Origin of the sequence: Terrirhizobium terrae (genome assembly GCF_030323265.1) — a bacterium.
GTDB lineage: Bacteria > Pseudomonadota > Alphaproteobacteria > Rhizobiales > Rhizobiaceae > Neorhizobium.
In genome coordinates this window covers 3,805,195-3,828,680 of record NZ_CP104992.1, presented here as the reverse complement: position 1 = coordinate 3,828,680, position 23,486 = coordinate 3,805,195, and the positions used below count along the sequence as shown (strand labels likewise).

Sequence of the window (23,486 nt, the reverse complement as noted above, 5' to 3'; positions counted from 1 at the left end):
TGCTGGCGCGATTTCTTGATGATTGCGGCAGCCGATCCTCCATCCGTGGAGCGCGTATCGGTCTGAATGGAAGCTGACAAAGGAATGCAGATGTCGATCACTGTACAGAAAACAATCCCTGCTGCGCGGATGCTTCAATTCCAGCAGATGGTTGAGCGGTGGCTTGAGGAAGGTCCGATCAGGCTCGCGACCAATGCCACGATAACCGCGATGGACAATGCCGCGATCCCGAAGGCTGAACAGGCAGCGATTATCGAAGACCGGGATATCATCATGAAACACAATATGCGCCTCGGTCTGATCAGCGAAGTCTTCGCAGCGTCCATCGAGAAGGCTGTGAAAGCATCTCGGTCAGGACGCGAGGCGCAGGACGAGATCGCTCGATTGATCGTGACTGCAATAGGCATCCGTCAAGACGATGGCAGTGAACTGGTCACATTCACGTTCGCTACTCAAAGTGAGGCAGATGCATTCAGTGGATCAGCTTGATGGTAGCAATCGGCCCGAGGCAGAGATCAGTCGTTGGCCGGCTGCCGATATCCGCTGTCATTGCTGCCTTGCCTTGGCTGCCAATCTTCTCAATATCGTCCTGAACGAAACTCGCAGGGCGTTCCAATGGCATCAGCAAAGATTCAGGAAGCAGTAGAGCTACTCAAGAAGCATGATGATGGATTTGTTTCACCAATCCTGCCTCCCGATGACGACGTCATTCAGTATGTCGAAGGCGCGATTGGTCTGAAGCTACCAACTGACTATCGATATCTCGTTCAAAATGCGGGACATATCGTTCTGAGCAAGGAGTTGCTGTATCTTCGCGCCGACGGGGAAGGGCGTTGCAATATCATTCCGAGCATAGCGACCGCGCGGGAATCGGGCGTCCCCAACGACTGGCTGCCTATCTGCCGAGACAATGGCGATTATTATTGTCTTTTACCGGATGGTTCAGTCGAACTGTGGTCCCACGATCAGATGTTCGAGGGGCGATGGTCGGACCTTTCCGATTGGGTCGTGGACAGTTTCGTCAACGGAAACTGATCGTGTGCAAGCCGCTTCACTGGAGCATTTTGCCGGCCACAGGCCGTCGCATCCCGCCCAGCCCTTCGCCAGGGCTCAGGGCGTTAGGTCCTCGAAACGGTTCACTGGATCGATTGCTCGGGCTACGCCCGACCGGACCTCTCCCGGCTGCTCGCTTTAGGCTCGCAGCGTTCGATTCTCAAAATGCTCCACCGGAGCATTTTGCCGGCCATAGGCCGTCGCATCTCACCCCACAAACGCCCGTTCGATGACGAATTCGCTCGGCTTGTTGTTGGCGCCTTCGGTGAGGCCGGCTTTTTCCAGCCGTTCCTTGGTGTCCTTCAGCATCGCCGCCGAGCCGCAGATCATGCCGCGGTCGACGTCCGGGTCGAGCGGGGGACGCCGAGGTCGGTGAACAGCTTGCCGCTGTCGATCAGGTCGGTGATGCGGCCCTGATAGGGGTAGGACGGGTCACGGGTGACGGTCGGATAGTGCTTGAGCTTGGTGCCGACGACTTCGGCCAGAAACTCGTGATTGCGGATCTCTTCCATCAGGTCGAAACCGTATTTCAGTTCGGCCACCTCGCGGCAGGTATGGGTGAGGATGACCTCGTCGAACTTTTCGTAGGTTTCCGGATCGCGGATCAGGCTGGCAAACGGCGCGATGCCGGTGCCGGTCGAGAACATGTAGAGGCGCTTGCCCGGCGTCAGGGCATCAAGCACCAGCGTGCCGGTCGGCTTCTTGCGCATCAGCACCGTGTCGCCCGGCTTGATCGCCTGCAGATGCGAGGTCAGCGGACCGTCCGGCACCTTGATGGAGAAGAATTCCAGTTCCTCGTCCCAGGACGGGCTCGCGATCGAATAGGCGCGATAGACCGGCTTTTCGCCGACCATCAGGCCGATCATGGCAAATTCACCCGAACGGAAACGAAAACCTGCCGGACGCGTCATGCGGAAACGGAACAGATGGTCCGTGTAATGCTCGACGGCGATCACCGTCTCGGCATAGACGCCATCCGGGATTTTTGCGGCAAATTCTTCGTTCTTGGTAGGAGCGTTCATCGCGATCGGTCTTCCAGTCTCATCGTTCGACAGCGAGATATACCATCAAGCCGCGCATTTGAAGGCATCCGCGCCTGTTTGTCGCGGAAACCTGAGAAATATGTCATCTTTAGTCAAGTTTCATCAGGCGGGCACTGTTCGGCGGCGCCAGCTATAGCCTTCGCCCTGTTCCGCAGGACGCGCCGTTGGCTGGTAATGCACGGCAATGCCCGGCAGGCGGCCTTCGGCCAGCCGCTTCAGTGCGGTCGCATTGGTGACGGCAAAACTGTCAATACCGCAGCGAAGCATCAGCGGGACCTGGTCGATCAGCACGTCACCGACGGCCCGCAGCTCGTTCTTGTAGGCCAGCCGGTCGCGCAGCAGCGAGGCATGGCTGAAGGCGCGGCCGTCGTTGAAGGCGGGGAAATCCACCGCGACGATCTCGATGCGGTAGAGATAGGGTTCAAGCTTGCGCACATCGTCGGCGGGCTTGATCAGCACGCCGAGGCCGACATCATTGCTCGCTTCCGCCTTCTCGATGAACTGATCGAGCGGCAGAAGCGGCTTCTGATCTTCCGAAGCCTGCACTTCTTCCGTCTCGATCACCCAGGGATCGTTCTCGACGAAGCCGGTTTCTCTCCAGATTTTCGCCATCACGCAGCCTCCGCCTTGGCTTCACCGTAGAGTGCATCCTTGAATGGCTGCGGCCCGACACGGCGATAGGCCGCGAGGAAGGTTTCCTCCTTGCTTTCGCGCAGGCCGAGATAGGTATCGACAATGGTTTCGATCGCATCCGTCACCTTGGACGGTTCGAAACCGCGGCCGATGATTTCGCCGATCGAGGTATTCTCGTCGCCGGAACCGCCGAGTGTGATCTGGTAGAGCTCGGCACCCTTCTTCTCGACCCCAAGCAGGCCGATGTGGCCGACATGGTGGTGGCCGCAGGCGTTGATGCAGCCGGAAATCTTGATCTTCAACTCTCCGATTTCCGCCTGACGTTCCGGTGCGCCGAAGCGGGTGGAGATTTCCTGGGCTACCGGGATCGAACGGGCGTTCGCCAGCGCGCAGTAGTCCAGGCCGGGACAGGCAATGATATCCGTGATCAGGCCGGCATTGGCGGTGACGAGGTTATGGGCGGACAGCGCCCGATAGAGCGGTTCGAGATCGGCGAGAGCCACATGCGGGAAGATGACGTTCTGCTCGTGGCTGATGCGGATCTCGTCATGGGCGAATTCCTCGGCCAGATCGGCGATCACATCCATCTGCACGTCGGACGCATCGCCCGGAATGCCGCCGATCGGCTTGAGCGAGATCGTCACCATGCCATAGTCGGGATGCTTGTGCGGCTGGACGTTCTGGTCCACCCAGCGGGCAAAGGCCTCGTCCTGCTTCTTCCACGCGGCCAGCTGCGCCCAGCCTTCGGCACGGTCGGGCAGGGACGGCGGGGCGAAATAGGCGGTGATCGCCGCAACGTCCTTTTCCGGCAGTTTCAGCTCGGTTTCCTGCAGGTGGGCGAATTCCTCCTCCACCTGGCGGGTCAGTTCCTCGACACCGGTCTCGTGAACGAGGATCTTGATGCGGGCCTTGTACTTGTTGTCGCGGCGGCCGTGCAGGTTGTACACGCGCATGATCGCTGTGATGTAGGAGAGCAGGTCTTCCTCGGGCAGGAAGTCGTTGATCTTCTTGGCGATCAGCGGTGTGCGGCCCTGTCCGCCGCCGACATAGACGGCAAAGCCGATCTGCCCTTGGTCGTTCTTCTTCAGATGCAGGCCGATATCGTGGACCTGGATTGCCGCGCGGTCACGTTCGGCGCCGGTCACGGCGATCTTGAACTTGCGCGGCAGGAAGGAAAATTCCGGGTGGACGGAGGACCACTGGCGCAGGATTTCCGCGTAAGGGCGCGGGTCGGCCACCTCATCGGCGGCAGCACCGGCGAAGTGGTCGGCGGTGACGTTCCTGATGCAGTTACCCGACGTCTGCAGCGCGTGCATCTCGACACTTGCGAGTTCGTCGAGGATATCGGGCGTGTCCGACAGTTTCGGCCAGTTGTACTGGATGTTCTGGCGGGTGGTGAAATGGCCGTAACCGCGGTCATATTTGCGGGCGATATGGGCGAGCATCCGCATCTGCTTCGCATTCAGCGTTCCATAGGGGATCGCGACGCGCAGCATGTAGGCGTGCAGCTGGAGATAGACGCCGTTCATCAGGCGCAGCGGCTTGAACGCGTCCTCGGCGAGCTCGCCAGACAAGCGGCGCTCGACCTGATCGCGAAACTGGTCCACGCGGCTGGAAACAAAGGCGTGGTCGAATTCGTCGTAACGATACATGGGGTCCCGGTCTTTCGGTATCAGACTGCGATGAAGGCTTTGTCGGCTGGTTTATAGCCCGTGGCATATTCCATGGTCGGGCCGGCGGCGCGGATGCGTTCGCGAAGGCGGGTCGGCCAGAGAATGCCGTTGGTCTCCTCGACATCGATCACGGCGACGTCGACCACCTTGTTTTCGGCGAAATCACGCTTGCCGATCGCTTCCAGCGAGGCGATCGCCTCGGCATGGCGGGCGACGAGCGCTTCCTGCAGGTGTTCGTTCCACTGACCGGCGGCATCGAGCCAGACGGCGATGCCATCGGAGAGGCGGTTGGCGGTGAGAACCTTCTCGGTCATTTTTCCACTCCAATGCTTTCCCGCTTGTCGGCCTTGCGGAAGGCGGAGAGCGGTTCGGATTTGTCGAAATTCGCGCCGGCGACGGCCTCGCCGATGATCACCATGACCGGGCCATCGAGATCGTCGCGGGCTTCCAGTTCCGGCAGTTCGCCGAGCACGCCATGGAAGAGCCGGCGGTCGGCGCGGCTGGCATTCTCGATGACGGCGACAGTGGTGTCCGAAGACAGGCCGGCGCCCATCAGGCGTTCGGCCACGGAGGCGGCGACCGTGCGGCCCATATAGACGGCGATCGTGGCACCGGAAATTGCAAGGCTTGCCCAGTCGGGAAGGACCTTGCCGGTCAGGTCATGGCCGGTGGTGAAGATCAGCGACGAGGCGACACCGCGCAGCGTCAGCGGCAGATCGAAATCGGCAGCTGCGGCAAAGGCCGAGGTGATGCCGGGGACGATCTCGTAGGCGATGCCTGCGTCGCGCAGCGCCGCCATTTCCTCGCCGGCGCGGCCATAGACCAGCGGATCACCGCTCTTCAGACGCACGACGCGCTTGCCCTGGCGGCCGAGATCGACCAGCAGGCGATTGATCTCGTCCTGGCTCTTGGAATGGCAGTTCTTGCGCTTGCCGACCGACAGGCGCTCGGCATCGCGGCGGCCCATGTCGACGATCGCCTGCGGCACCAGTGCGTCATAGACGATCGCGTCGGCTTCCATCAGCACGCGCTGGGCGCGCAGCGTCAGCAGGTCTTCCGCACCGGGGCCGGCACCGACCAGCCAGATCTTGCCTTCGGCCTTGCCGGAGGTCGAAAGCAGCGCATTGGCGGCGCGGCGAGCGGACGCGTGATCATTGGCATCGACAGCATCGGCGACATCGCCGGAGAAGAAGCGGCGCCAGAAAATGCGTCGGGACACGCCGCGCGGCACCATGCGTTCGGCGGCATCGCGGTAATCCGCAGCCAGCGAGGCGAGGCGGCCGAGCGAGGGAGACAGCATCTGGTCGATGCGGGCGCGGATCATCTGGGCGAGAACCGGGCCCGCACCCTCGGTGCCGATGGCGATCGCCACCGGAGCGCGGTTGACGATGGCGGGGGTGAAGAAGTCGCAGTAATCCGGCTGGTCCACGGCATTGGCCGCGATCTTTGCAGCGCGGGCGGCGGTGACGATCGCCTGATCCTCTTCGGCCTCACCGGTGGCGGCGAAGACGAGGGTGGCGCCGATCACCTGTTCGGCCGAGAAGGACTGGCGGATGGGGTCGATGCCCTGGGCGGCGAGCCACGCGGCGTAATCGGCTTCCGGTTCCTCGGCATAGGCGACGATCTCGGCATCGGTATTGGCGAGCAGGCGGGCCTTGGCAAAAGCTTCGTCGCTATTGCCGAAGATCGCGACGCGGTTGCCGCGCACACGGAAAAAGGCCGGGAATACCGACAGCCGATCCTGATGGCGGTTTTGAATGCGATCTGTCTGGGAAGGCATGCGAATATCCTGAACCATGGTTCGGGAAGTATCGGGCAGAGGCGCAGGGGATTGAAGGAATGGATGTGCGATCTCACCTGCAGCGCGGTATTTCTTTTGCGCCGCAGCGGCTTTCATGAGCAAAAGCCACCGGTGGCTCATGTCCGCCCGGGTTTCCCCAGCTTTTGCCGGGGCTTGGCGGTTTTCTCTTCCGGGCGGCGGGGCAAGCGCCTAAGCTTGCGCTATAGACATCCATCGGAAGACCGCCATGACCGCCGCAACGACCATCGCCGCACGCCTGCTCGACGTGATTGAGCACGACATTCTGCCTCTGACCGAGCGCGGCGTGGCGGCCGGGAACAAGGTGTTCGGCGCGGCCATCCTGAAGAAGTCGGATCTGTCGCTGGTGATTGCCGAGACCAATAACGAGCTGGAAAATCCGCTCTGGCATGGCGAGGTTCACACGTTGAAGCGTTTCTATGAAAAGACTTCAGGACTTTCCACCAAGGATCTGATTTTCCTGTCTACTCACGAACCCTGCACCATGTGCATGTCGGCGATTACCTGGGCCGGGTTTGACAATTTCTACTCCTTCTTCAGCCACGAGGATCTCGCGCGATGCCTTCGCCATTCCGCACGACCTGAAGATCCTGAAAGAGGTTTTCGGCCTGGAGCCCGGCGGTTACCGGCGGTCGAACGCGTTCTGGAATTCCTATTTCATCGCCGAGCTGGTCGAGACCGAGGCGGAGCCGCTGCGGGCTAAGCTGAAGGCGCAGACGGCGCAGATCAAGGACACCTACCAGCGCCTGTCGGAAAGCTACCAGTCCGGCAAGGGCGACAACAGCATACCGCTCAACTGAGGGGCGGGGACGATCTCCCGGAGAGAATTCATGCAAGCTTCGAAGGATATTTCGCGCCTGATCGAGATCATGGCGGCGCTCCGGACGCCGGTGACCGGCTGCCCCTGGGATCTTGAGCAGGACTTTGCCTCGATCAAGCCCTACACGATCGAGGAGGCCTATGAGGTGGCCGACGCGATCGAACGCAACGACATGGACGATCTCTGCGAGGAACTGGGCGATCTTCTGCTGCAGGTCGTGTTCCATGCGCGGATGGCCGAGGAGGCCGGCGAGTTTTCCTTCGGCGATGTGGTCGAGGCGATCACGAAGAAGATGATCCGCCGGCATCCGCATGTGTTCGCCAGGTCGGACGCCGATACGCCCGGCGCGGTGAAGCTGCAATGGGATGCGATCAAGGCCGAGGAGAAGCGCGAGCGGGCCGAGCGGCGCGGGGCGCGGGGCCTCACGGAGGATTTCAAAAAGGTTTTCTCGGCAGCGTCGACCGGCATCTGCCGGCGCTCACGGAGGCGCTGAAGCTGCAGGAACGGGCGGCCAAGGTTGGCTTCGACTGGTCGACGCCGGAGCCGATCCTCGACAAGATCGAGGAAGAGGTGGCGGAACTGCGCGAGGCGCTGGCGGCCGGAGCGCCGGACAAGGTGGCCGACGAGCTCGGCGACCTGATCTTCGCCATGGTCAATATCGGCCGGCACGTGAAGGCGGATCCGGAAATGGCGCTGCGCGGCACCAACACGAAATTCCGCAGGCGATTCAACCATATCGAGACGGAACTTGAAGTTTCCGGCGAGACGCTGGAAGCGGCAACGCTCACGCGGATGGAAGAGCTCTGGCAATCCGCCAAGGCGATCGAGCGGGCGGTGGCGCGGCAGGAGTAAGGCGGGCTTTGCGGATCGCGAGTGTCCCGCTCCTGACGGTCGGTCTGGTCGGCTGCATACGGCGAGCCGACGCGGATGGCCGAAGCAGAGATGGCTGGACCCGTGCGCCGGGACCGCTGCCGAGCCGGTATCCGGTTGATGGGGATATGTGAATTTTCAAGGGCTCGGCCCAATCGGGTACGGTCTTGCGCCATCGGCATCCTGGTGCGGAAGCAGCCTTTGGGCCGGCTCCTCTCCCGATGCTGTCGCCGGTTCACGATCGGTGCGGGTGCCGAAGGTCTCATAGGCGATCACGCTGCCGCGGGGCGGCCGCCCGAGCGGCGCCAGCTTGAAACGACGCAGCCGCTGGCGCAGCGGGCCGCGGTTGGCCGGCAGGTCGGCGAGGGCGCGGAATGCCACGCGCAGGCAGAGCGCGAAGGCGTAGGCCTGCCCGCTTTCCTTCAACGGAACGGGCGGTTCACCGGCACGGATCAGGTCGGCGCAGATGCGGACAAGCTCGGCATAGCTGGCGAAAAGGTTGCGCGTGCTCGGCGCGAGGCGCTCGATGCAGGATGGTTCGCCGGTGGCGGAAACGCTGCCCTGGCAGCAGCCAGTGCGACGGCAGGCCCGGCGGCTGCATTGCGCCGGCATCCAGAAGGCCTCGGCGGTGTGGCGGGCGAGCCGTGTTTCCAGGCTCAGAATTTCCTTTGGCATGTTTTTGGACATAGTACCCCCTTGGCGATCTCTGGCATTTTTTGATCCTCGGGTTTAACCCGAGGACGGACGGGGCGCTGAAAGCTGCCTCGTAAGTAAAGTTTAAAGTGACACCTCTCAGCGCCCCGTTCGGCAGTTTCTATCCGTGAACTCCGGTTGCTCTGCGGTGAGCGGGACAGTGGGCACGGGGGCGTGTCTCATTTGCGAGTGTCATGCACGCCCTTTTACGGAACCCGGCCCGGGCCATGACGACCTTGAGCCACGTCATCCACCTGCGCCACGGTTTCCGAACATCCGAGAATGTTCGCGAACGCCCCATGGCGCCATCCCGCCACCCTCTAATGCCTCACAGGCACGCCCGACGCGCCATAAGGGAAGTGATGCGGGATGTCGGTCCGACTTTCATCCCGCGCCTCCCGGTCGTCGGAGGGCAACCATTTTCTCACGGACCCCGATGAGGAAGGTTCACGTCGTCCCTTCATCACCAGTGCCGGCCCCGCCTCGCCGGAACGCCTTCCGGTGTATCCGCGACGGGACGGGGAGATTGTAGGCGGAGGTTTTCGGGACGGGGACGAATAGGGGTGAGATTTTGTGCGGGCCTGCCTCTCCCCCTGCGGGAGAGGAAGAAAAATCAGCATCTTAGCTGACAAGCTAAGCGCTAGATTTTTCAGGAGAGGGCAAGATCGTCCCCGGCCTTTCGCGGGGCTCAAGGCGTTCGTCCTTCGAAACGATTCACTGGATCGTTTCGTCGGCTTTGCCGACCAGTCCTCACCCCTCTCTTGCGATTTCTAAGACTTAGCTAAAGCTAAGATCTTGAAATCGCTTTCTCTCCCGCAAGGGAGAGATACCGTGCGGCACGCTCCGCCCAAACACAAGGGAAACAATGATGCGCATAATCCGATGACTGATGATGGGGGCGGGCGTGGCGATCTTTATCGGCACCGCCGCGGCCTGGTACTGGGTCTCAGCTTTCGGCTGCGGCATGAACGCCACCGGCTGTATCAATTTCAGCATCCCCATGCCCTGGGATGACCCGGAACTGTTCGGCGTGCTCGGGCCGTTTTTCGCGCTGGGGGCGGGGTTGTGGTGTTCGGGGAAGTGGGTGGTGAAGCGGTGAGATATGCTACTGCGGTTGATGTCAGGGAGGTGGCGACAGATACCTCAAATTTACCAATCGATTACGACGGCTCACAGTCGTCAATATCATCCAAGGGTCTGGATGGATGGCTGATATCGGAGTGGTGCGAAAATCCTAGCGGTCTGCCAGCGCAGAAGACAGCTCGACCGCCGACTGCTGCGTACTTCCTACGATCTGACGCTACGGCTGCCACGCGCAAGGTTCCCGCGTTAGGGTCAAGAGCGAAGAGGTAATCTAAACCCTTATTTAATTGACTCATCCGCACAATATAGTACGTGTTGCTCCCTTGGTTTTATGAGGTCACACCCTTGCCGACTGGCTCCGTTGATCACGTTTCGATCCACTATGTAAAGAGTTCGTATTTTCGCGTCATCTATGCAGACGGATTTTTCGGAGGCCCGACGCCATCAGGCAACCTCCGCTTGGCCCCGTATTCGGATAGGCAGAAAATGCCGGGAGTTACCCGTCTCCCGGTTGATGAAAGGGGCAATGCAACTGGGCCGGAAGTTTCGGACGATGACAAGTTCGCTGTGGACCGCTCAGTCGAGTGCGATCTGATTATGGACTTCAACGCCACTGTGAATCTTTTCCTTTGGCTGGAAAGTCGTGTTCGTGAATTAGGTGTCATCCAAGGGCTGTCGCCAGAGCAAATCGACGAGATATTAAAGCTGAAACGCGAAACCTCATCATGACGTACATTGCTTCAAGTACTCAGCCCTACCATGGCTTATTAGCTAACGCTGCACTCCGCGGGAACACAAACACATCTTCAAAAGTGCCGTACGCCAAGGCTACTCCAGAGGCAGCACAAGCTCGCCGGGTGCGCGCTCAGCTAATTCAGGCGGCTGGAAGCTGCTATGTTCTGGTAGACGAAGCAGCGGACAGAAACGTCGAATGGCGGGTATCAGCGCCTTTATCGCACAACGCCGTCGTTATGCGTGAGCCCCTGTCACGCGAAAATCAGCCGCGCACCAGCAAGTCCACATTCGGTCAGCTTATCCTTCTTCGGCTACAGGTGCAGAAACGCCTATTAGATCTCGACGCAGAGGCAAGAGATGAAACGATCTCGATCAATGCTGAATCGCGCAGTGATATACTAACGTTTCTCTTAAATGCATCCGCTTCCAAAAGGCCGGCCATTGCGCTTTTGGACAATGGTAACTTCCGCGCTCTCTGGAGAAATGCGGACGGGGAGCAAATCGGTCTCCAGTTCAAAGGCTTAGGCGAAGTGAATTATGTGCTAGTCTACAATGAGGAGACCGGCACCAAGAGAGATTACGGCTCTGCTCAGTTAGGCCATCTCCTTGAGATGATCGCGGATGCAAATCTCTTGCGGCTTTTGCAAAATGGAGGGTGACGCGCTGCCGCGTGAAGACCACGTGGTACGGTACGTGGGAGGCCGGTTTATTGATCAAGTCGGCGAAACCATCACCGTATTTGGAAATGCCTTTCTATCCGCCCCTAAAGACAAAAACTCGCCGTCATTCAATTGGCTTGAATGTTTCGGCAATGATCGGCCTGCTTCAGTAACCAGAATTCGGCAGGTCAGTCGCCTCAACTACGGCGCTACCGCAAGGCTAGCTGTTGTCAACGTTAAGTCGGCGGTTGATGCTGCATCCTCCGTGTTGCCCAATACTGGGATAGAAATAGTTCACGATCCGCTCGCAAGTACCGACCAATTTCCAGCGGACCCGTCCCATGCCCTCATGCTCAACATCCCCGAAGCGGGCGAGCCTAGCTCGGATGCGCTAGCCGACGCCCTTGAGATCTGCGTTTTGGAAAGCTACCCGGCGAGAGGCGTGTAGTGTTACGCAATTGATGCGGCGGGGCAGGATCTTCAGACAGAAGCGAACTCGACGATTTTGCGGTTGACGAGATTGTGGCTCGCCTGTGTCAAGTGCGGTTCGCCTCCAGCGTCCTAACTGCTAACTAACTGAAGAGCGCAACGGTTTGCCACGACCATAAAAGATCGATCGAATAAATGCGTTGCATGCTGCCGCCCACGTGGCGGTCGCCTGTAAACAGGGAACAATTTCGCTTGCCAGAATCCCCGCTAGATCCGCCGCCCCAACATCCCACATAAACCACCGCCCACACGGCCCCCGGCGCCACCAGTAACTTCAGCATGAACGGATCGAACGGTACTAGCCCCCGCAATGCCGAAGCTGTCGGGCTGGATGTCGGCGGCGACGTAGTCGGGGCGAGGAAGGTTTGACCGCTGGTGATGCCCCATCAGATGCAGAGAGCGACGCCAGCAGCAGGAGCGGGCGCGACAGGCGTCGACCGATCAGCGCGTGCAGGCCGAGGCCGATCAGGGCGTGATCTCGCTCACTGGCCCGGACGGCCCGTCTTGCCCTTGGTGCGGCCCTTGCGCTTCTGCTCGCCGGGATCTTCGTAGGAGCCGGCGCCGATCTTGCCGCGGATAACCGGGCGGGGATCGTCGCGCTCGCCGCTTCCGCCGGCAGATCCTCGGGACGAGTCCGAGGATGACGACGGAGAGGTTTGCGGGTCACCGCGTTCCGGCTGGCCTTCGAGCAGGGGCGAGAAGCGTTTCTTTGTCGAATAGGTTTCCGGCGGGCGTTCGGGCAACGGGGCGTTGGACGGCTTTTCGGTGCGGCCGACGGTCATTTCGTCGAGGGTGTTGCGGCGGAACAGGGGACGTGCCGTGTCTGTGCCCGGGCCCATGTCGTCGATCGACGGTTTCTGGAAGAGGGACGTTGAGGGGCGGAACTGTCTTCACCCCTCACCAAGTTCGCCGAACCACTCGGCTGCGCCTCGCGGGGCGAACTATCCTCTCCCGCAAGGGAGAGGTAGACCCGCGGCGACCGCTCGGGCCGCCTTTGCCGTTTTTGGATGAGCCACCTTCCTGGCTGCGGGCCTCGTCTCTTGCGATCGGGTCGTCCATGCTGGCCAGTTCGGCGGCCTTGAGGCGTTTGATTTCGTCGCGCAGGCGGGCGGCCTTTTCGAAGTCGAGGTCGGCGGCGGCGTCGCGCATGGATTTTTCCAGCGCATTGAGATGGGTCTGGAGATTGTTGCCGACGAGGTGGCCGCCATCGGCAAAGCCCTTGCCGGAGGTGCCGGAAATGTCGGCGCGGACGTGGTCGCGTTCGTAGACCGAGTCGAGAATGTCGGAAATGCGGGCCTTTACCGATTCCGGCGTGATGCCGTTTTCGGTGTTGTAGGCCATCTGCTTTTCGCGGCGGCGGGCGGTTTCGTCCATCGCGCGCTGCATCGAGCCGGTGATGTTGTCGGCATAGAGGATGACCTTGCCGTCGACGTTACGCGCGGCGCGGCCGATCGTCTGGATGAGCGAGGTTTCCGAGCGGAGAAAGCCTTCCTTGTCGGCATCCAGAATAGCGACGAAACCGCATTCGGGAATGTCGAGGCCTTCGCGCAGCAGGTTGATGCCGACCAGCACGTCGAAGGCGCCGAGGCGGAGATCGCGGATGATCTCGATGCGTTCCAGCGTGTCGATGTCCGAGTGCATGTAGCGCACGCGCACGCCCTGTTCGTGCAGGTATTCGGTGAGGTCTTCCGCCATGCGCTTGGTGAGGACGGTGCAGAGGGTGCGGTAGCCTTTTTGCGCTGTTTCCCGGATTTCGCCCAAGACGTCGTCGACCTGGGAGCGGGCGGAGCGGACTTCCACCGGGGGATCGATGAGGCCCGTGGGACGGATGACCTGTTCGGCAAAAACGCCGCCGGACTGTTCCATTTCCCAATTGCCGGGCGTGGCCGAGACGGCGACGGTGAGGGGCGCATGGCGTCCCATTCCTCGAAGCGGAGTGGGCGGTTGTCCATGCAGGAGGGCAAGCGGAAACCGTACTCCGCGAGGGTGGCCTTTCGGCGGAAGTCGCCGCGATACATGCCGCCGATCTGGCTGACGGAGACGTGGCTTTCGTCGATGAACAGAAGGGCATTGTCGGGGATGTATTCGAACAGGGTCGGCGGCGGCTCGCCGGGATTGCGGCCGGTGAGATAACGCGAATAGTTCTCGATACCGGCGCAGGATCCGGTCGCCTCCATCATCTCGACATCGTAGCGGGTGCGCTGCTCCAGTCGCTGCGCTTCCAGCAGGCGGCCGCCCTTTTCCAGCTCGGCAAGGCGGATCTTCAGCTCTTCCTTGATCGCCTTTATGGCGCCGTTGAGGGTGGGGCGCGGCGTGACATAGTGCGAGTTGGCGTAGATTTTTACGCTCTTCAGGTCGCCGGTCTTCTGACCGGTCAGCGGGTCGAACTCGGTGATCGCGTCGATCTCGTCGCCGAACATGGAAATGCGCCATGCCGCGTCTTCAAGGTGGGCCGGGAAGATTTCGATCGTGTCGCCGCGGACGCGAAAAGAGCCGCGGATGAAATTGATGTCCTGGCGCTTGTATTGCTGGGCGACGAGGTCGGCCAAGAGCTGGCGCTGATCCAGCCGGTCGCCGACGGCCATCTGGAAGGTCATCGCCGTATAGGTCTCTACCGAGCCGATACCGTAGATGCAGGAGACCGAGGCGACGATGATGCAGTCGTCGCGTTCCAAGAGCGAGCGGGTGGCGGAGTGGCGCATCCGGTCGATCTGTTCGTTGATCGAGCTTTCCTTCTCGATAAACGTGTCGGAGCGCGGCACATAGGCTTCCGGCTGGTAATAGTCGTAATAGGAGACGAAATATTCGACCGCGTTGTCGGGGAAGAAGTTCTTGAACTCGGAATAGAGCTGGGCGGCGAGCGTCTTGTTGGGCGCGAGGATGACGGCGGGGCGCTGGGTTTCCTCGATCACCTTGGCCATGGTGAAGGTTTTGCCCGAGCCGGTGACGCCGAGCAGGACCTGGCTGCGCTCGTTGTTGTTGATGCCCTCGACGAGATCCCTGATGGCGGTCGGCTGGTCGCCGGCGGGCTTGTAGTCCGACGCCATGCGGATGGTGACGCCGCCCTCGGATTTTTCCGGGCGCTGGGGCCGGTGCGGCGTCCACAGTTTTCCGTCCTTGAAGAGCGGGTTGCCGCTTTCGATCAGTTTCGACAGCGCGTCGACGGTGGCGGTGACCGCACCGGGGGCCAGTGACTGCGCCTCTTCCAGCGAGATGTCGAGGCCGGCGACGGGGTTGAGGCCGGCGGCAGCGCGGGTTTTCGGGTCGGACGAGGCACCGATCGAGACGCCGCGGGCGGTCTTTTGGGCCGTGGTGTTTTTGGCCGTCTTCTGGGTGGTCTTGCCGGAAGTCTTGCCGGCTGCCTTCTTCGCCTTGGCAGCCTCCTCCTCGGCCTGGCGCAAAGCCTGTTCGCGGGCGGCGATCTCGATCTTCTTGCGGTGCTTGCCGGCCTTCGACGCGATCTCGCGCTGGGTCTCGATGCCTGACGCTTCCGCCTCGGCCTCGAGCTGCTTCACCCAGTCGGCGACGCTTCCCTCAAGGGGCGCGCCTTCGAACGACGATTGGGGAGCTTCACCGAAACCGGAACGATCTTCGCGGTTTTCGGGCGTGGATTTCTTCGGAGATCTGGCCATGGCCCGAATATGGAGAGAGTCCGGCCGGAAGTGAAGAGGGCGGCGGTGGAAAATGAGTACAAAGGGAAACGGAAGTTTGGGTCGGTTTACGCCGCCGGTGTCAGCGCCCGCGTCTCCAGCCAGGTGGCGATCATTTCGACGGGCATGGGGCGGGCGAAGTAATAGCCTTGGCCGGCGGGACAGCCGAGGCTGCGCAGGGTCTCGGCTTCCTCGGGGCGTTCGACGCCCTCGGCGACGATGTCCATCGACAGGGCGCGGCCGAGGCCGGCGAGGGCGCCGACGATTTCCTGGTTCTGGCGGCTGGTCTCGATATTCTCGACGAAGCGGCGGTCGAGCTTCAGGCGGTCGACCTTGAGGGTGACGAGATAGGCGAGGAGGAATGGCCGGCGCCGAAATCGTCGACCGCCAGCTTGTAGCCGGAATGCTCGATATGTTTCAGCTGCTCGCCGGCGACGAGCGTGTCGATGATCGCCTCCTCGGTGATCTCGATCTCGAACAGGCCGGGATCGATGCCATGGGCGCGGGTGACGCGGTCGAGCGTGTCGGCGACCGAATAGAGCTCGAATTCGCGCGGCGAAATATTGACCGCGACCGTGGCGTCCGGCAGGCCGAGGTCGGGGAGGTCGGCCAGCAGGCGACAGGCGCTGGCGGCGATGGTCTCGGTCAGCGCCTCGGAGAGGTTGAGGGCGTGGGCGGCGGTGACGATCTCCGGCGGCGGGATCATGCCGAGTTCGGCATGGCGCCAGCGGACCAGCGCCTCGAAGCCGACGACGCGGTTCTCCGCGAGGTCCAGCTGCGGCTGGAACCAGGGGCGGATCTCGCCGGCTTTCAGGGCGGCGGGCAAATCATCCTCGATGCGGCGGCGGCGCTCGGCTTGTTCCTTGAGCGAATGGTCGAATTCGCGCCACAGCCCGCGGCCTTCGTCCTTGGCGCGGTAGAGCGCCATGTCGGCGGAGACGAAAAGGTCGGTCGCGGTATCGGCATGTTCCGGGGCGATGGCGAGGCCGACCGAGACGCCGGACATGACCGGGCGGCCCTGGATGACGAAGGGCTCGCGGCCGCGGGCGAGGATGGTTTCCGCAAGGCTGCGTGCCTCGTCACCTGCCTGCGGGCCTCCGATGATGATGGCGAATTCGTCGCCGCCGAGCCGGGCGATGACGCCGCGCCCGACGACCGCCTCGCGCAGCCTACCGCTCGCCTGATAGAGAAGGTCGTCACCGGCGGAATGGCCGAACGTGTCGTTGATCGTCTTGAAGCGGTCGAGGTCTAGGATCAGCAAAGCGAGCTGTTCCTTGCGGCTGCGGGCATTGTCGATGCCTTCGGTGAGCGAGGCGTTGAAGGCGGCGCGGTTGGCAAGGCCGGTCAGCGGGTCGCCATTGGCGAGGACTTCCAGCCGCTCGTTGGCGAGCATGATGTCCGCATTGGCCTGGGACAGCGAGTTTGCAAGAGCCGTGGCGCGAAGCTGTGCGGTGATATTGCCGATGACGATGCTCTCGCCCTTCACGCCGCTCTTATAGAGCACGAAGGTGAGGGCAAGCACGTTCAATGCCAGCAGGCGTCCGCCGGCGCTGGTATCCATCAACAGACTGGCGATGACCGACAGATGCACCGGCAGCGCGAAGGCGAGTGCGGTGACCGCATGGCCGGTGCCGAGCAATACGGCGCCGGTGCCCATGCCGCACATGAGGATATAGATGCCGCCATCGACGCCGAGCGGCTCGAATTCCGGAAGGGAGAAGGGCAGGGCCGCCCAGGCAAGGCCGCTGACGAAGGCGCCGAGGATCATCAGGCGCAGGGTCAGAACCGGATTATGATGCGGGAGTTGACGCCGGGTCAGCATGCGGGCGACGAGGAAGCGCCCTGCGATCGTGATCATGGTGAGAAAAAGCCAGATCAGCGATGAGCGGGTGATGCCACGGTTGATGCTGCTCAGCAATACGGCGGAGATCGAGACGGCGGCATTGACCACGAGCGTGGTCGTCAGGCGGTCAAGTATTGTGTCCGCCTGGGCGCGCTTAACGGCCAGTGCAAGCTGAGGCTCCATCCGGCCGTCTGTCATATTCGTCTGCGTAGTCATCGCGTCGCCCGGTTACAGTATCGACCTCTATAGTATGAGGCATTGCTAATAATAAAGTCTTTTCGATCGCGTAGTTGGGGCGCGGCGATTCGTGTTTATCCTCAATAATGCGTGAATGTGGCTTTCTCCAGCCTGTTGCCGATTGTCATTCATATTTTGAACGGCGATCAAGCGCATCCGGGTGGGAACGAGTCGGCAGGCTTGCGGGTTACAAATCATCCATCTTTCCCGCATGCCATACTTTGCCTCGGTTTCCACCGCACTTGTCGGCAGTGACTCGACGATCGAAAGGAAGCAGCGCATGGCTCTTGCACGGCCAACTCTGGCAGCAATCCGCTATGGATACGGGCTTCGCGCCGGGCAGGATGCACCGGACGATGCCGATGGGCTGCTGGAACAGGTTCAGAAGGGCGTCGATCGCAAGCCGCGCTTCCCGCGCGAGGGAATAGGTGGGCGGCAGGAGGCGGCGCGGCGGATGATCTCGCTGAGACTGGCCGAAGCCAAGGCGGCCAAGGACGGCAAGCCGAACGAGAGCATCCGCAAGGAGACCCAGAAGGAGGCGCAGCGCGCTTACCGCGTCGATGCGATGGCGCGGCTGTCGCAGGCGGTGCATTCCCGCTACGGATTTTACGAACGGCTGGCGAGCTTCTGGATGGATCATTTTTCCACCAGCGCGCTGAAATCGCTACCCATGCGGATGATCGTGCCGCTTTACGAGGCGCAGGCGATCCGGCCCAATCTCGCCGGTTCCTTTTCCGATCTTCTGAAGGCGGCGATCCTGCATCCGGCTATGCTGATCTATCTAGACCAGACCCAGAGCGTCGGGCCGGATTCGGTCGCCGGCCGTGAGAATGGTCGCGGGCTCAACGAAAATCTCGGTCGCGAGCTGCTCGAACTGCACACGCTCGGTGCCGGCAGTGGATACGGACAGGACGACGTCCGGGCAGCGGCGTTGATCCTGACCGGGCTCTCGGTCGACAATCGTGCGCTGGAAGTCGTCAATCGCCCTCGAAGGTCGCAGGGCGGGACGATCACGCTTCTCGGGCGCGACTATGACGACGACGAAGGAAGCGGCCAGGATCATGTCCTGATGCTGAAGGATCTGGCAGCCGACCCACGCACGGCCAGGAATATCTGCCGCAAGCTCGCAGCGCATTTCGTCAGCGACGAGCCGCCGGCCGAGTTGGTCGATGCCATGGTGGCGGGATGGAACGGCAGCGACGGCAATCTGAGCGAAGTCTACCGGGCGATGCTGGAGCATCCGGCAGCCTGGGACAATCCGGGCCAGAAGATCAAGCAGCCGTTCGAGTTCATCGTTTCCGGCTTTCGCGCGCTTGATCTGCCCGACGAGAACCTGACGGCGCTGCTGCAGGACATGGATGGCGACGACGAGCCGAGCGCTGTCGGCAAGGCGATGCAGATGGCAAGCAGTGCCCGGACCGAGGAATTGCGCAAGCGGCGGGCATCCCAGGCCAATGGCCTGACGCTCGGTGCATTGCAGCGGATGGGGCAGCCGATCTGGCAGCCGTCTAGCCCGGCAGGCTTCGCCGATGTGGCAAATGTCTGGCTGACGCCGAGCCAGCTCAGCGAGCGGATCGCATGGTCGCGGCTGGTGGCGCGGCTGCTCGGACAGAAGCTGGAGCCATCCGATTTTCTGCAGGCGGCGCTCGGCGATGCGGCGTCGGCCGATACGCGGCGGGTCATCGGGCAGGCGCCAAGCCGGGTCCATGGGCTGACCATGGTAATGGCATCCGCAGAGTTCAACAGGAGATAGACCGATGGGCTTCGATCACAGCAACGAAAGCTTGCGGCTGTCCCGTCGTGGTTTTCTGGCCGGCGCCTGCTGCGCGGCGGCGGCTCCCGTTCTGACGCCGGTGACATTTGCCGCGACGCCGGGCGACAACCGTTTCGTCACCATTATCCTGCGCGGGGCCATGGATGGGCTCGATCTCGTCCAGCCTTACGGAGACCCGGCCTTTGCGGCCTTGCGGCCGAAGCTTGCCCAGACGCCGGATACAGGTCTGCTGGATCTGGACGGGTTCTACGGTCTCAATCCGTCGGCTTCGGCGCTGATGCCGCTCTGGCAGGCAAGGCAGCTTTCCTTCGTGCATGCCGTATCAACGCCCTATCGCGACCAGCGCAGCCATTTCGACGGACAGGACATCCTTGAGACCGGCGGCATGGACAAGAGCCAGAAGAGCGGCTGGCTGAATCGGGCGCTCGCGGTGATCCCGCGCTCCGACGCACGGCGGGCGATCGATATCAACACGTCGATGGAGCTGATCCTGACCGGCCCCAACAAGGCGGATTCCTGGTCGAGCCAGAGCAATTTCGCTTTGGCGGAAGACGAGATCGCGTTCCTCGATCGGCTCTATGCCAACGATCCGGCCTTTGCCAAGGCGCTGAACGAAGCCAAGGAGGCGGATGTCGCCTCGGACCTGCTTTATGGCGACGAGAAGCGTGGCGCCGGGATTGCCGACATGGCCAGGCTGACGGCCGGGATGCTGAAGGAGGATTACCGTGTCGCGAGCTTCTCGATCAACGGCTGGGACACGCATGTCGGCCAGCCGATGCAATTCCGCAAGGCGGTGGGCGATCTCGCGACGGCAATCACGACCCTGAAGCAGGCGATAGGTGACGACGTGTGGAGCAAGACCGTCGTAGTGGCGATGACGGAATTCGGCCGCACCGCACGGGAGAACGGCACCAACGGCACCGACCACGGGACGGGTGGGCTTGCAATCCTTGCCGGTGGTTCGATCGCGGGAGGACGGGTTCTCGGGCAATGGCCCGGGCTCGGCGACGACAAACTGCTGGACGAGCGCGACCTGATGCCGACCGGAGACGTGCGGGAAGTGGCAGCGGCGATGCTCTATCGCCAGTTCGACATCACGCCGGGCAACCTGACCGGCAAGGTATTTCCGGGCGTCGGATTCGATACGTCATCTGTGTACCTCAAAGGGTGATAGTTCGACGGGCCGCGTCGCTTCGATACGGGTTTTAGGCCAGTATGGACGCGGGTGTCGGGAAGCGATTCATGCCAACAATCAGGATATATGGCATCTATGACGCGAAGATGCGCGAGCTCGTCGTCGATCTGCGCCACCTCCTGCGCGTGCTTGCTCCAAGATCGGTGCAGGCGATGTGGTCGGTTTCGGCGGTGAAATCGTCCGAGCCGGGGCGTCAGTGGTTCGACGCGACCGGCGAAGGCGGCGAGGAGCTCGAAACGTTGGCGCGGGACAATGCCCAGGTTTCGGGCCCGGTGCTGGCGGCGCTGGCGGAAGCGACGGATCAGGTGATCTGGGGCGAATTCACCGGTCGGTTCCCGGCCGAGACCGACAGGGACTGGATCACCATTCGCGCCGTGGACAGCAGTTTTTACGAGGTGACGACGCTGGACGATACCGCGATCGGCAAGATCAAGGCGGCCTTCAAGGACGTGCGCAGTGCCACCGCACCGTTTGCATGATGTGGCATCTCCAATACGGGATGATGCCACATCATGGAAAGGCGGGCGGCTGCTGGTGCGCCATCCCCATGCCCGGACTATTCCTCGGAGGGGACCGGTGAGGGCTTGCCGTTCTCGTCGAGCGAGACCATGACGAAGGTCGCGGCGGTGACTTTTTCCAGCGCCCGGTGCCGCGAGCGGTGCGCCCAGGCTTCTACGTTCAACGTGATGGAACTGGTGCCGACACGGGTGATCTCGGTATAGACGTTGAGCGTGTCGCCGATCTTGACGGGCAGCTGGAAGGCCATTTCCTTGACGGCGGCGGTGACGACACGACCGTGGGCGCGCTCGGCGGCGCGGATGCCGCTTGCGAGGTCCATCTGGGCCATGACCCAACCGCCGAAGATATCGCCGGCCGGGTTGGCGTCGCTCGGCATGGCCAGCGTTCTCAGGGTCAGTTCACCGGTTGGTTTGGCGGCGGGCATCGTGGTCATGGGGCGAAATTTTCCTTGCTCATTGCAGAGGTTCGTGCGGAACACTCTGTAAGTGACTGACATTAGCGAGGTTTTCAGGCTTTGCCAGAGCCTTTTCGTCATGCTCCCATGTGCGGGAAGCATGGCGCAGTATTAGACTTTCGACTAATGCGCGTATTGCGAGAACTTTACACCGCAGTAATCTCCCTTGTTTAGAATTTAATGCGAATTGCAAATAATGGGGGAGTAACATGCAACGTCTAGCCATTTCCTGGCGGCTTTATTGTCTTGTCGGATTGTCACTCGTCATTCTCGCCGCGGCGCTGACCTTCAGTCTATTGGAAAGCTATTCTTCATCGGAGCGGGAGCGGAAGGCGGGGCTCGCGCAGATGAACGACACGGCGCTGGCCGTGATGAAGAAATACCAGGCGATGGAAGCCTCGGGCGCGATGACGCGTGATGAGGCGCAGGCGCAGGCCAAGGCGGTGATCTCCGCCATGCGCTACGACAACGGTTCCGGCTATTTCTGGATCAACGACATGCATCCGACGATGGTGATGCATGCGGTGAAGCCGGAGATGAATGGGTCCGACCTGACGCAGAACAAGGACCCCAACGGGAAATTCCTGTTCGTCGAATTCGTCAAGGTGGTGAAGGCTAACGGCAAGGGCTTCATGGACTATTACTGGCCGAAGCCGGGTGCAGACCAGCCGGTCGAAAAGTTCTCGCATGTCGCCGGTTTCGAACCCTGGGGATGGATTGTCGGCACGGGCGTCTATGTCGACGACCTCGATGCGATGTTCCGCCGCGACGCTTATACGTTTGCCGGTATTTTTGGCGCGGGCGCGCTGCTTCTGATCGGCGGGGCGTGGTTCGTCGTCAAGAGCGTCACCGGTCCGCTCTACAAGGTACGGCAGGTGCTGCAGGCGATCGCCGGTGGCGCGTCCGGCGTGGCGGTGCCCTGTACCGAACAGAAAAACGAGATCGGCGAGATGGCCCGTGCGCTTCTCGTCTTGCGTGACTCGGTCGAGGAACGCTCGGCGCTGCAGGCGCGTGAGGCGGACCAGCAGCGTGCGATCGCGGCGGAACGGTCTGCGAGCGAGCAGGCGATTTCGACGGCTGCCGACCGGCAGTCCCGGGCGATGCAGGAGCTTGGGGCAGCGCTGGAGCATCTGGCAGGCGGCGACCTTTCCGTCTCGCTCGGCGAGATCGGCGAGGACTATGGCAAGCTGCGCGGGGACTTCAATGCGGCGGTCGGCGCGCTGAACGCGGCGATCGTGGCGATTTCGGAGACCGGCATGATCGTGCGCGACAGTGCCTCGGACATTTCGAGTGCCACAGGCAATCTGGCCAAGCGCACCGAACAGCAGGCGGCGGCGCTGGAGGAAACGGCGGCGGCACTCGACGAGATCACCACCACCGTGCGCACCGCCTCGCAGCGGGCGAAGGAGGCGCGCGACATGGTGAGCGAAACGAAGGCGAGCGCCAGCCGCTCGGGTGCGATCGTCCGCGATGCGATCGATGCGATGGGCAGGATCGAGGGTGCGTCGAGCAAGATCAGCCAGATCATCTCGGTGATCGACGAGATTGCCTTCCAGACGAACCTGCTGGCGCTCAATGCCGGCGTCGAAGCCGCGCGGGCCGGTGAAGCGGGCAGGGGTTTTGCGGTCGTCGCATCGGAAGTGCGGGAACTTGCGCAGCGCTCGGCTGGTGCTGCGAAGGAGATCAAAACGCTGATCTCCAACTCCGTGCAGGAGGTCGAGGGCGGCGTGGCGCTGGTGCGTTCCACCGGCGATGCGCTGGTCGAGATCGCGGCGCTGGTCGAAAAGGTCAATGCCCATGTGGAGACGATCGCCACCACGTCGCAGGAGCAGGCGACCGGACTGCAGGAGATCAATTCCTCGGTCAACCACATGGACCAGATGACCCAGCAGAATGCTGCCATGGTGGAGGAGACGACGGCGGCGAGCCAGGTGCTTGCCGAGCAGAGCCTGCACTTGCAGCATCTGCTCCAGGCCTTCAGGCTGAACGCTGCGGGTAACGGCCAACGCATGACGCGTGCTGCCTGAGACTGGATGTTCCAGCTGTAACCTATTGATCTGGATAGGAACGAAGGCCGGGTGCGGAAGCATTCCGGCCTTCGTCGTTGACGACCTGGGCTGCACGGCGTCGTCTCGGTGACCCGAAATCGCCCAGAAAGCGCCGCCATGTGGCAAGGTTTCGTTTACCGAACCTGCCTAAAATGCCCAATTGTGTCATTTTGGCACCGGAAGAGTGGCAACTGGT

Annotated in this window: 15 protein-coding genes and 5 pseudogenes; 11 read left to right on the top strand and 9 right to left on the bottom strand. The window is 61.9% G+C overall.

Features of this window, described 5'->3' with window-relative positions:
* Nucleotides 1–90: 90 nt before the first annotated feature.
* Nucleotides 91–489 (top strand): hypothetical protein, encoded by a 399-nt coding sequence (locus tag N7E02_RS26940; protein ID WP_286580861.1) that lies wholly within the window; start codon nucleotides 91–93, stop codon nucleotides 487–489.
* A gap of 126 nt (nucleotides 490–615) precedes the next feature.
* Nucleotides 616–1,035, top strand: a complete 420-nt coding sequence (locus N7E02_RS26935) for an SMI1/KNR4 family protein (protein WP_286580860.1) — start codon at nucleotides 616–618, stop codon at nucleotides 1,033–1,035.
* Between the two features lie 225 nt (nucleotides 1,036–1,260).
* Here N7E02_RS26935 and N7E02_RS26930 read toward each other — a convergent pair.
* From N7E02_RS26930 to cysG, 5 genes and pseudogenes are all read right to left on the bottom strand, one after another.
* Nucleotides 1,261–2,075 (bottom strand): annotated as a pseudogene (locus N7E02_RS26930) (ferredoxin--NADP reductase).
* Between the two features lie 123 nt (nucleotides 2,076–2,198).
* Nucleotides 2,199–2,708, bottom strand: a complete 510-nt coding sequence (locus N7E02_RS26925; RefSeq protein WP_286580858.1) for a DUF934 domain-containing protein — start codon at nucleotides 2,706–2,708, stop codon at nucleotides 2,199–2,201.
* Entirely contained in the window at nucleotides 2,708–4,381 is a 1,674-nt protein-coding gene (locus tag N7E02_RS26920; protein ID WP_286580855.1) for a nitrite/sulfite reductase, read from the bottom strand. Before N7E02_RS26920 ends, N7E02_RS26925 begins: the two co-directional genes overlap by 1 nt.
* A 20-nt stretch (nucleotides 4,382–4,401) precedes the next feature.
* Nucleotides 4,402–4,716, bottom strand: coding sequence for a DUF2849 domain-containing protein (locus tag N7E02_RS26915; RefSeq protein ID WP_286580852.1), 315 nt, complete (start codon nucleotides 4,714–4,716; stop codon nucleotides 4,402–4,404).
* Nucleotides 4,713–6,182, bottom strand: coding sequence for a siroheme synthase CysG (cysG, locus tag N7E02_RS26910; protein WP_286580850.1), 1,470 nt, complete (start codon nucleotides 6,180–6,182; stop codon nucleotides 4,713–4,715). The genes N7E02_RS26915 and cysG overlap by 4 nt, the downstream gene beginning before the upstream one ends.
* Nucleotides 6,183–6,429: 247 nt before the next feature.
* On the opposite strand from cysG, the pseudogene N7E02_RS26905 reads away from it, so the two are divergent.
* Both N7E02_RS26905 and mazG read left to right on the top strand, forming a co-directional pair.
* Nucleotides 6,430–7,021, top strand: a pseudogene (locus N7E02_RS26905) (deaminase).
* A gap of 30 nt (nucleotides 7,022–7,051) precedes the next feature.
* A pseudogene (gene mazG, locus N7E02_RS26900) lies at nucleotides 7,052–7,893 on the top strand (nucleoside triphosphate pyrophosphohydrolase).
* A gap of 156 nt (nucleotides 7,894–8,049) precedes the next feature.
* Here the strand turns inward: mazG and N7E02_RS26895 are convergent.
* Nucleotides 8,050–8,598 (bottom strand): hypothetical protein, encoded by a 549-nt coding sequence (locus tag N7E02_RS26895; protein ID WP_286580848.1) that lies wholly within the window; start codon nucleotides 8,596–8,598, stop codon nucleotides 8,050–8,052.
* A gap of 910 nt (nucleotides 8,599–9,508) precedes the next feature.
* Here N7E02_RS26895 and N7E02_RS26890 point away from each other — a divergent pair.
* From N7E02_RS26890 to N7E02_RS26880, 3 genes are all read left to right on the top strand, one after another.
* Nucleotides 9,509–9,703, top strand: coding sequence for a hypothetical protein (locus N7E02_RS26890; RefSeq protein ID WP_286580846.1), 195 nt, complete (start codon nucleotides 9,509–9,511; stop codon nucleotides 9,701–9,703).
* Nucleotides 9,704–10,032: 329 nt separating this feature from the next.
* Entirely contained in the window at nucleotides 10,033–10,416 is a 384-nt protein-coding gene (locus N7E02_RS26885) for a hypothetical protein (RefSeq protein WP_286580844.1), read from the top strand.
* Complete coding sequence (locus tag N7E02_RS26880) at nucleotides 10,413–11,081, top strand: hypothetical protein (protein WP_286580842.1); 669 nt, start codon at nucleotides 10,413–10,415, stop codon at nucleotides 11,079–11,081. The genes N7E02_RS26885 and N7E02_RS26880 overlap by 4 nt, the downstream gene beginning before the upstream one ends.
* 971 nt (nucleotides 11,082–12,052) lie before the next feature.
* Here the strand turns inward: N7E02_RS26880 and uvrB are convergent.
* Both uvrB and N7E02_RS26870 read right to left on the bottom strand, forming a co-directional pair.
* Nucleotides 12,053–15,202: pseudogene (gene uvrB / locus N7E02_RS26875) on the bottom strand (excinuclease ABC subunit UvrB).
* A gap of 86 nt (nucleotides 15,203–15,288) precedes the next feature.
* A pseudogene (locus tag N7E02_RS26870) lies at nucleotides 15,289–16,613 on the bottom strand (putative bifunctional diguanylate cyclase/phosphodiesterase).
* A 967-nt stretch (nucleotides 16,614–17,580) separates the two neighbouring features.
* Between N7E02_RS26870 and N7E02_RS26865 the strand changes: the two are divergent.
* The 3 genes from N7E02_RS26865 (at nucleotide 17,581) to N7E02_RS26855 (ending at nucleotide 20,748) form a co-directional block, all read left to right on the top strand.
* Nucleotides 17,581–19,053, top strand: coding sequence for a DUF1800 domain-containing protein (locus tag N7E02_RS26865; RefSeq protein WP_286580841.1), 1,473 nt, complete (start codon nucleotides 17,581–17,583; stop codon nucleotides 19,051–19,053).
* Nucleotides 19,054–19,057: 4 nt separating this feature from the next.
* Nucleotides 19,058–20,245 (top strand): DUF1501 domain-containing protein, encoded by a 1,188-nt coding sequence (locus N7E02_RS26860; protein WP_286580838.1) that lies wholly within the window; start codon nucleotides 19,058–19,060, stop codon nucleotides 20,243–20,245.
* Between the two features lie 71 nt (nucleotides 20,246–20,316).
* A complete protein-coding gene (locus tag N7E02_RS26855) occupies nucleotides 20,317–20,748 on the top strand; it encodes a hypothetical protein (RefSeq protein WP_286580837.1) in 432 nt (143 codons plus the stop codon).
* A gap of 77 nt (nucleotides 20,749–20,825) precedes the next feature.
* Here N7E02_RS26855 and N7E02_RS26850 read toward each other — a convergent pair whose 3' ends face one another.
* Nucleotides 20,826–21,212, bottom strand: a complete 387-nt coding sequence (locus N7E02_RS26850) for an acyl-CoA thioesterase (RefSeq protein WP_286584056.1) — start codon at nucleotides 21,210–21,212, stop codon at nucleotides 20,826–20,828.
* Nucleotides 21,213–21,451: 239 nt separating this feature from the next.
* Here N7E02_RS26850 and N7E02_RS26845 point away from each other — a divergent pair, with 239 nt between their 5' ends.
* Complete coding sequence (locus N7E02_RS26845; protein WP_286580834.1) at nucleotides 21,452–23,269, top strand: methyl-accepting chemotaxis protein; 1,818 nt, start codon at nucleotides 21,452–21,454, stop codon at nucleotides 23,267–23,269.
* Nucleotides 23,270–23,486: the final 217 nt, after the last annotated feature.

Excerpts from the sequence above, each read along its gene's own strand:
- N7E02_RS26940 (WP_286580861.1), top strand. The coding sequence starts at position 91 with ATGTCGATCACTGTACAGAAAACAATCCCTGCTGCGCGGATGCTTCAA.
- N7E02_RS26935 (WP_286580860.1), top strand. The coding sequence starts at position 616 with ATGGCATCAGCAAAGATTCAGGAAGCAGTAGAGCTACTCAAGAAGCAT.
- N7E02_RS26925 (WP_286580858.1), bottom strand. The coding sequence starts at position 2,708 with ATGGCGAAAATCTGGAGAGAAACCGGCTTCGTCGAGAACGATCCCTGG.
- N7E02_RS26920 (WP_286580855.1), bottom strand. The coding sequence starts at position 4,381 with ATGTATCGTTACGACGAATTCGACCACGCCTTTGTTTCCAGCCGCGTG.
- N7E02_RS26915 (WP_286580852.1), bottom strand. The coding sequence starts at position 4,716 with ATGACCGAGAAGGTTCTCACCGCCAACCGCCTCTCCGATGGCATCGCC.
- cysG (WP_286580850.1), bottom strand. The coding sequence starts at position 6,182 with ATGCCTTCCCAGACAGATCGCATTCAAAACCGCCATCAGGATCGGCTG.
- N7E02_RS26895 (WP_286580848.1), bottom strand. The coding sequence starts at position 8,598 with ATGTCCAAAAACATGCCAAAGGAAATTCTGAGCCTGGAAACACGGCTC.
- N7E02_RS26880 (WP_286580842.1), top strand. The coding sequence starts at position 10,413 with ATGACGTACATTGCTTCAAGTACTCAGCCCTACCATGGCTTATTAGCT.
- N7E02_RS26865 (WP_286580841.1), top strand. The coding sequence starts at position 17,581 with ATGGCTCTTGCACGGCCAACTCTGGCAGCAATCCGCTATGGATACGGG.
- N7E02_RS26860 (WP_286580838.1), top strand. The coding sequence starts at position 19,058 with ATGGGCTTCGATCACAGCAACGAAAGCTTGCGGCTGTCCCGTCGTGGT.
- N7E02_RS26855 (WP_286580837.1), top strand. The coding sequence starts at position 20,317 with ATGCCAACAATCAGGATATATGGCATCTATGACGCGAAGATGCGCGAG.
- N7E02_RS26850 (WP_286584056.1), bottom strand. The coding sequence starts at position 21,212 with ATGCCCGCCGCCAAACCAACCGGTGAACTGACCCTGAGAACGCTGGCC.
- N7E02_RS26845 (WP_286580834.1), top strand. The coding sequence starts at position 21,452 with ATGCAACGTCTAGCCATTTCCTGGCGGCTTTATTGTCTTGTCGGATTG.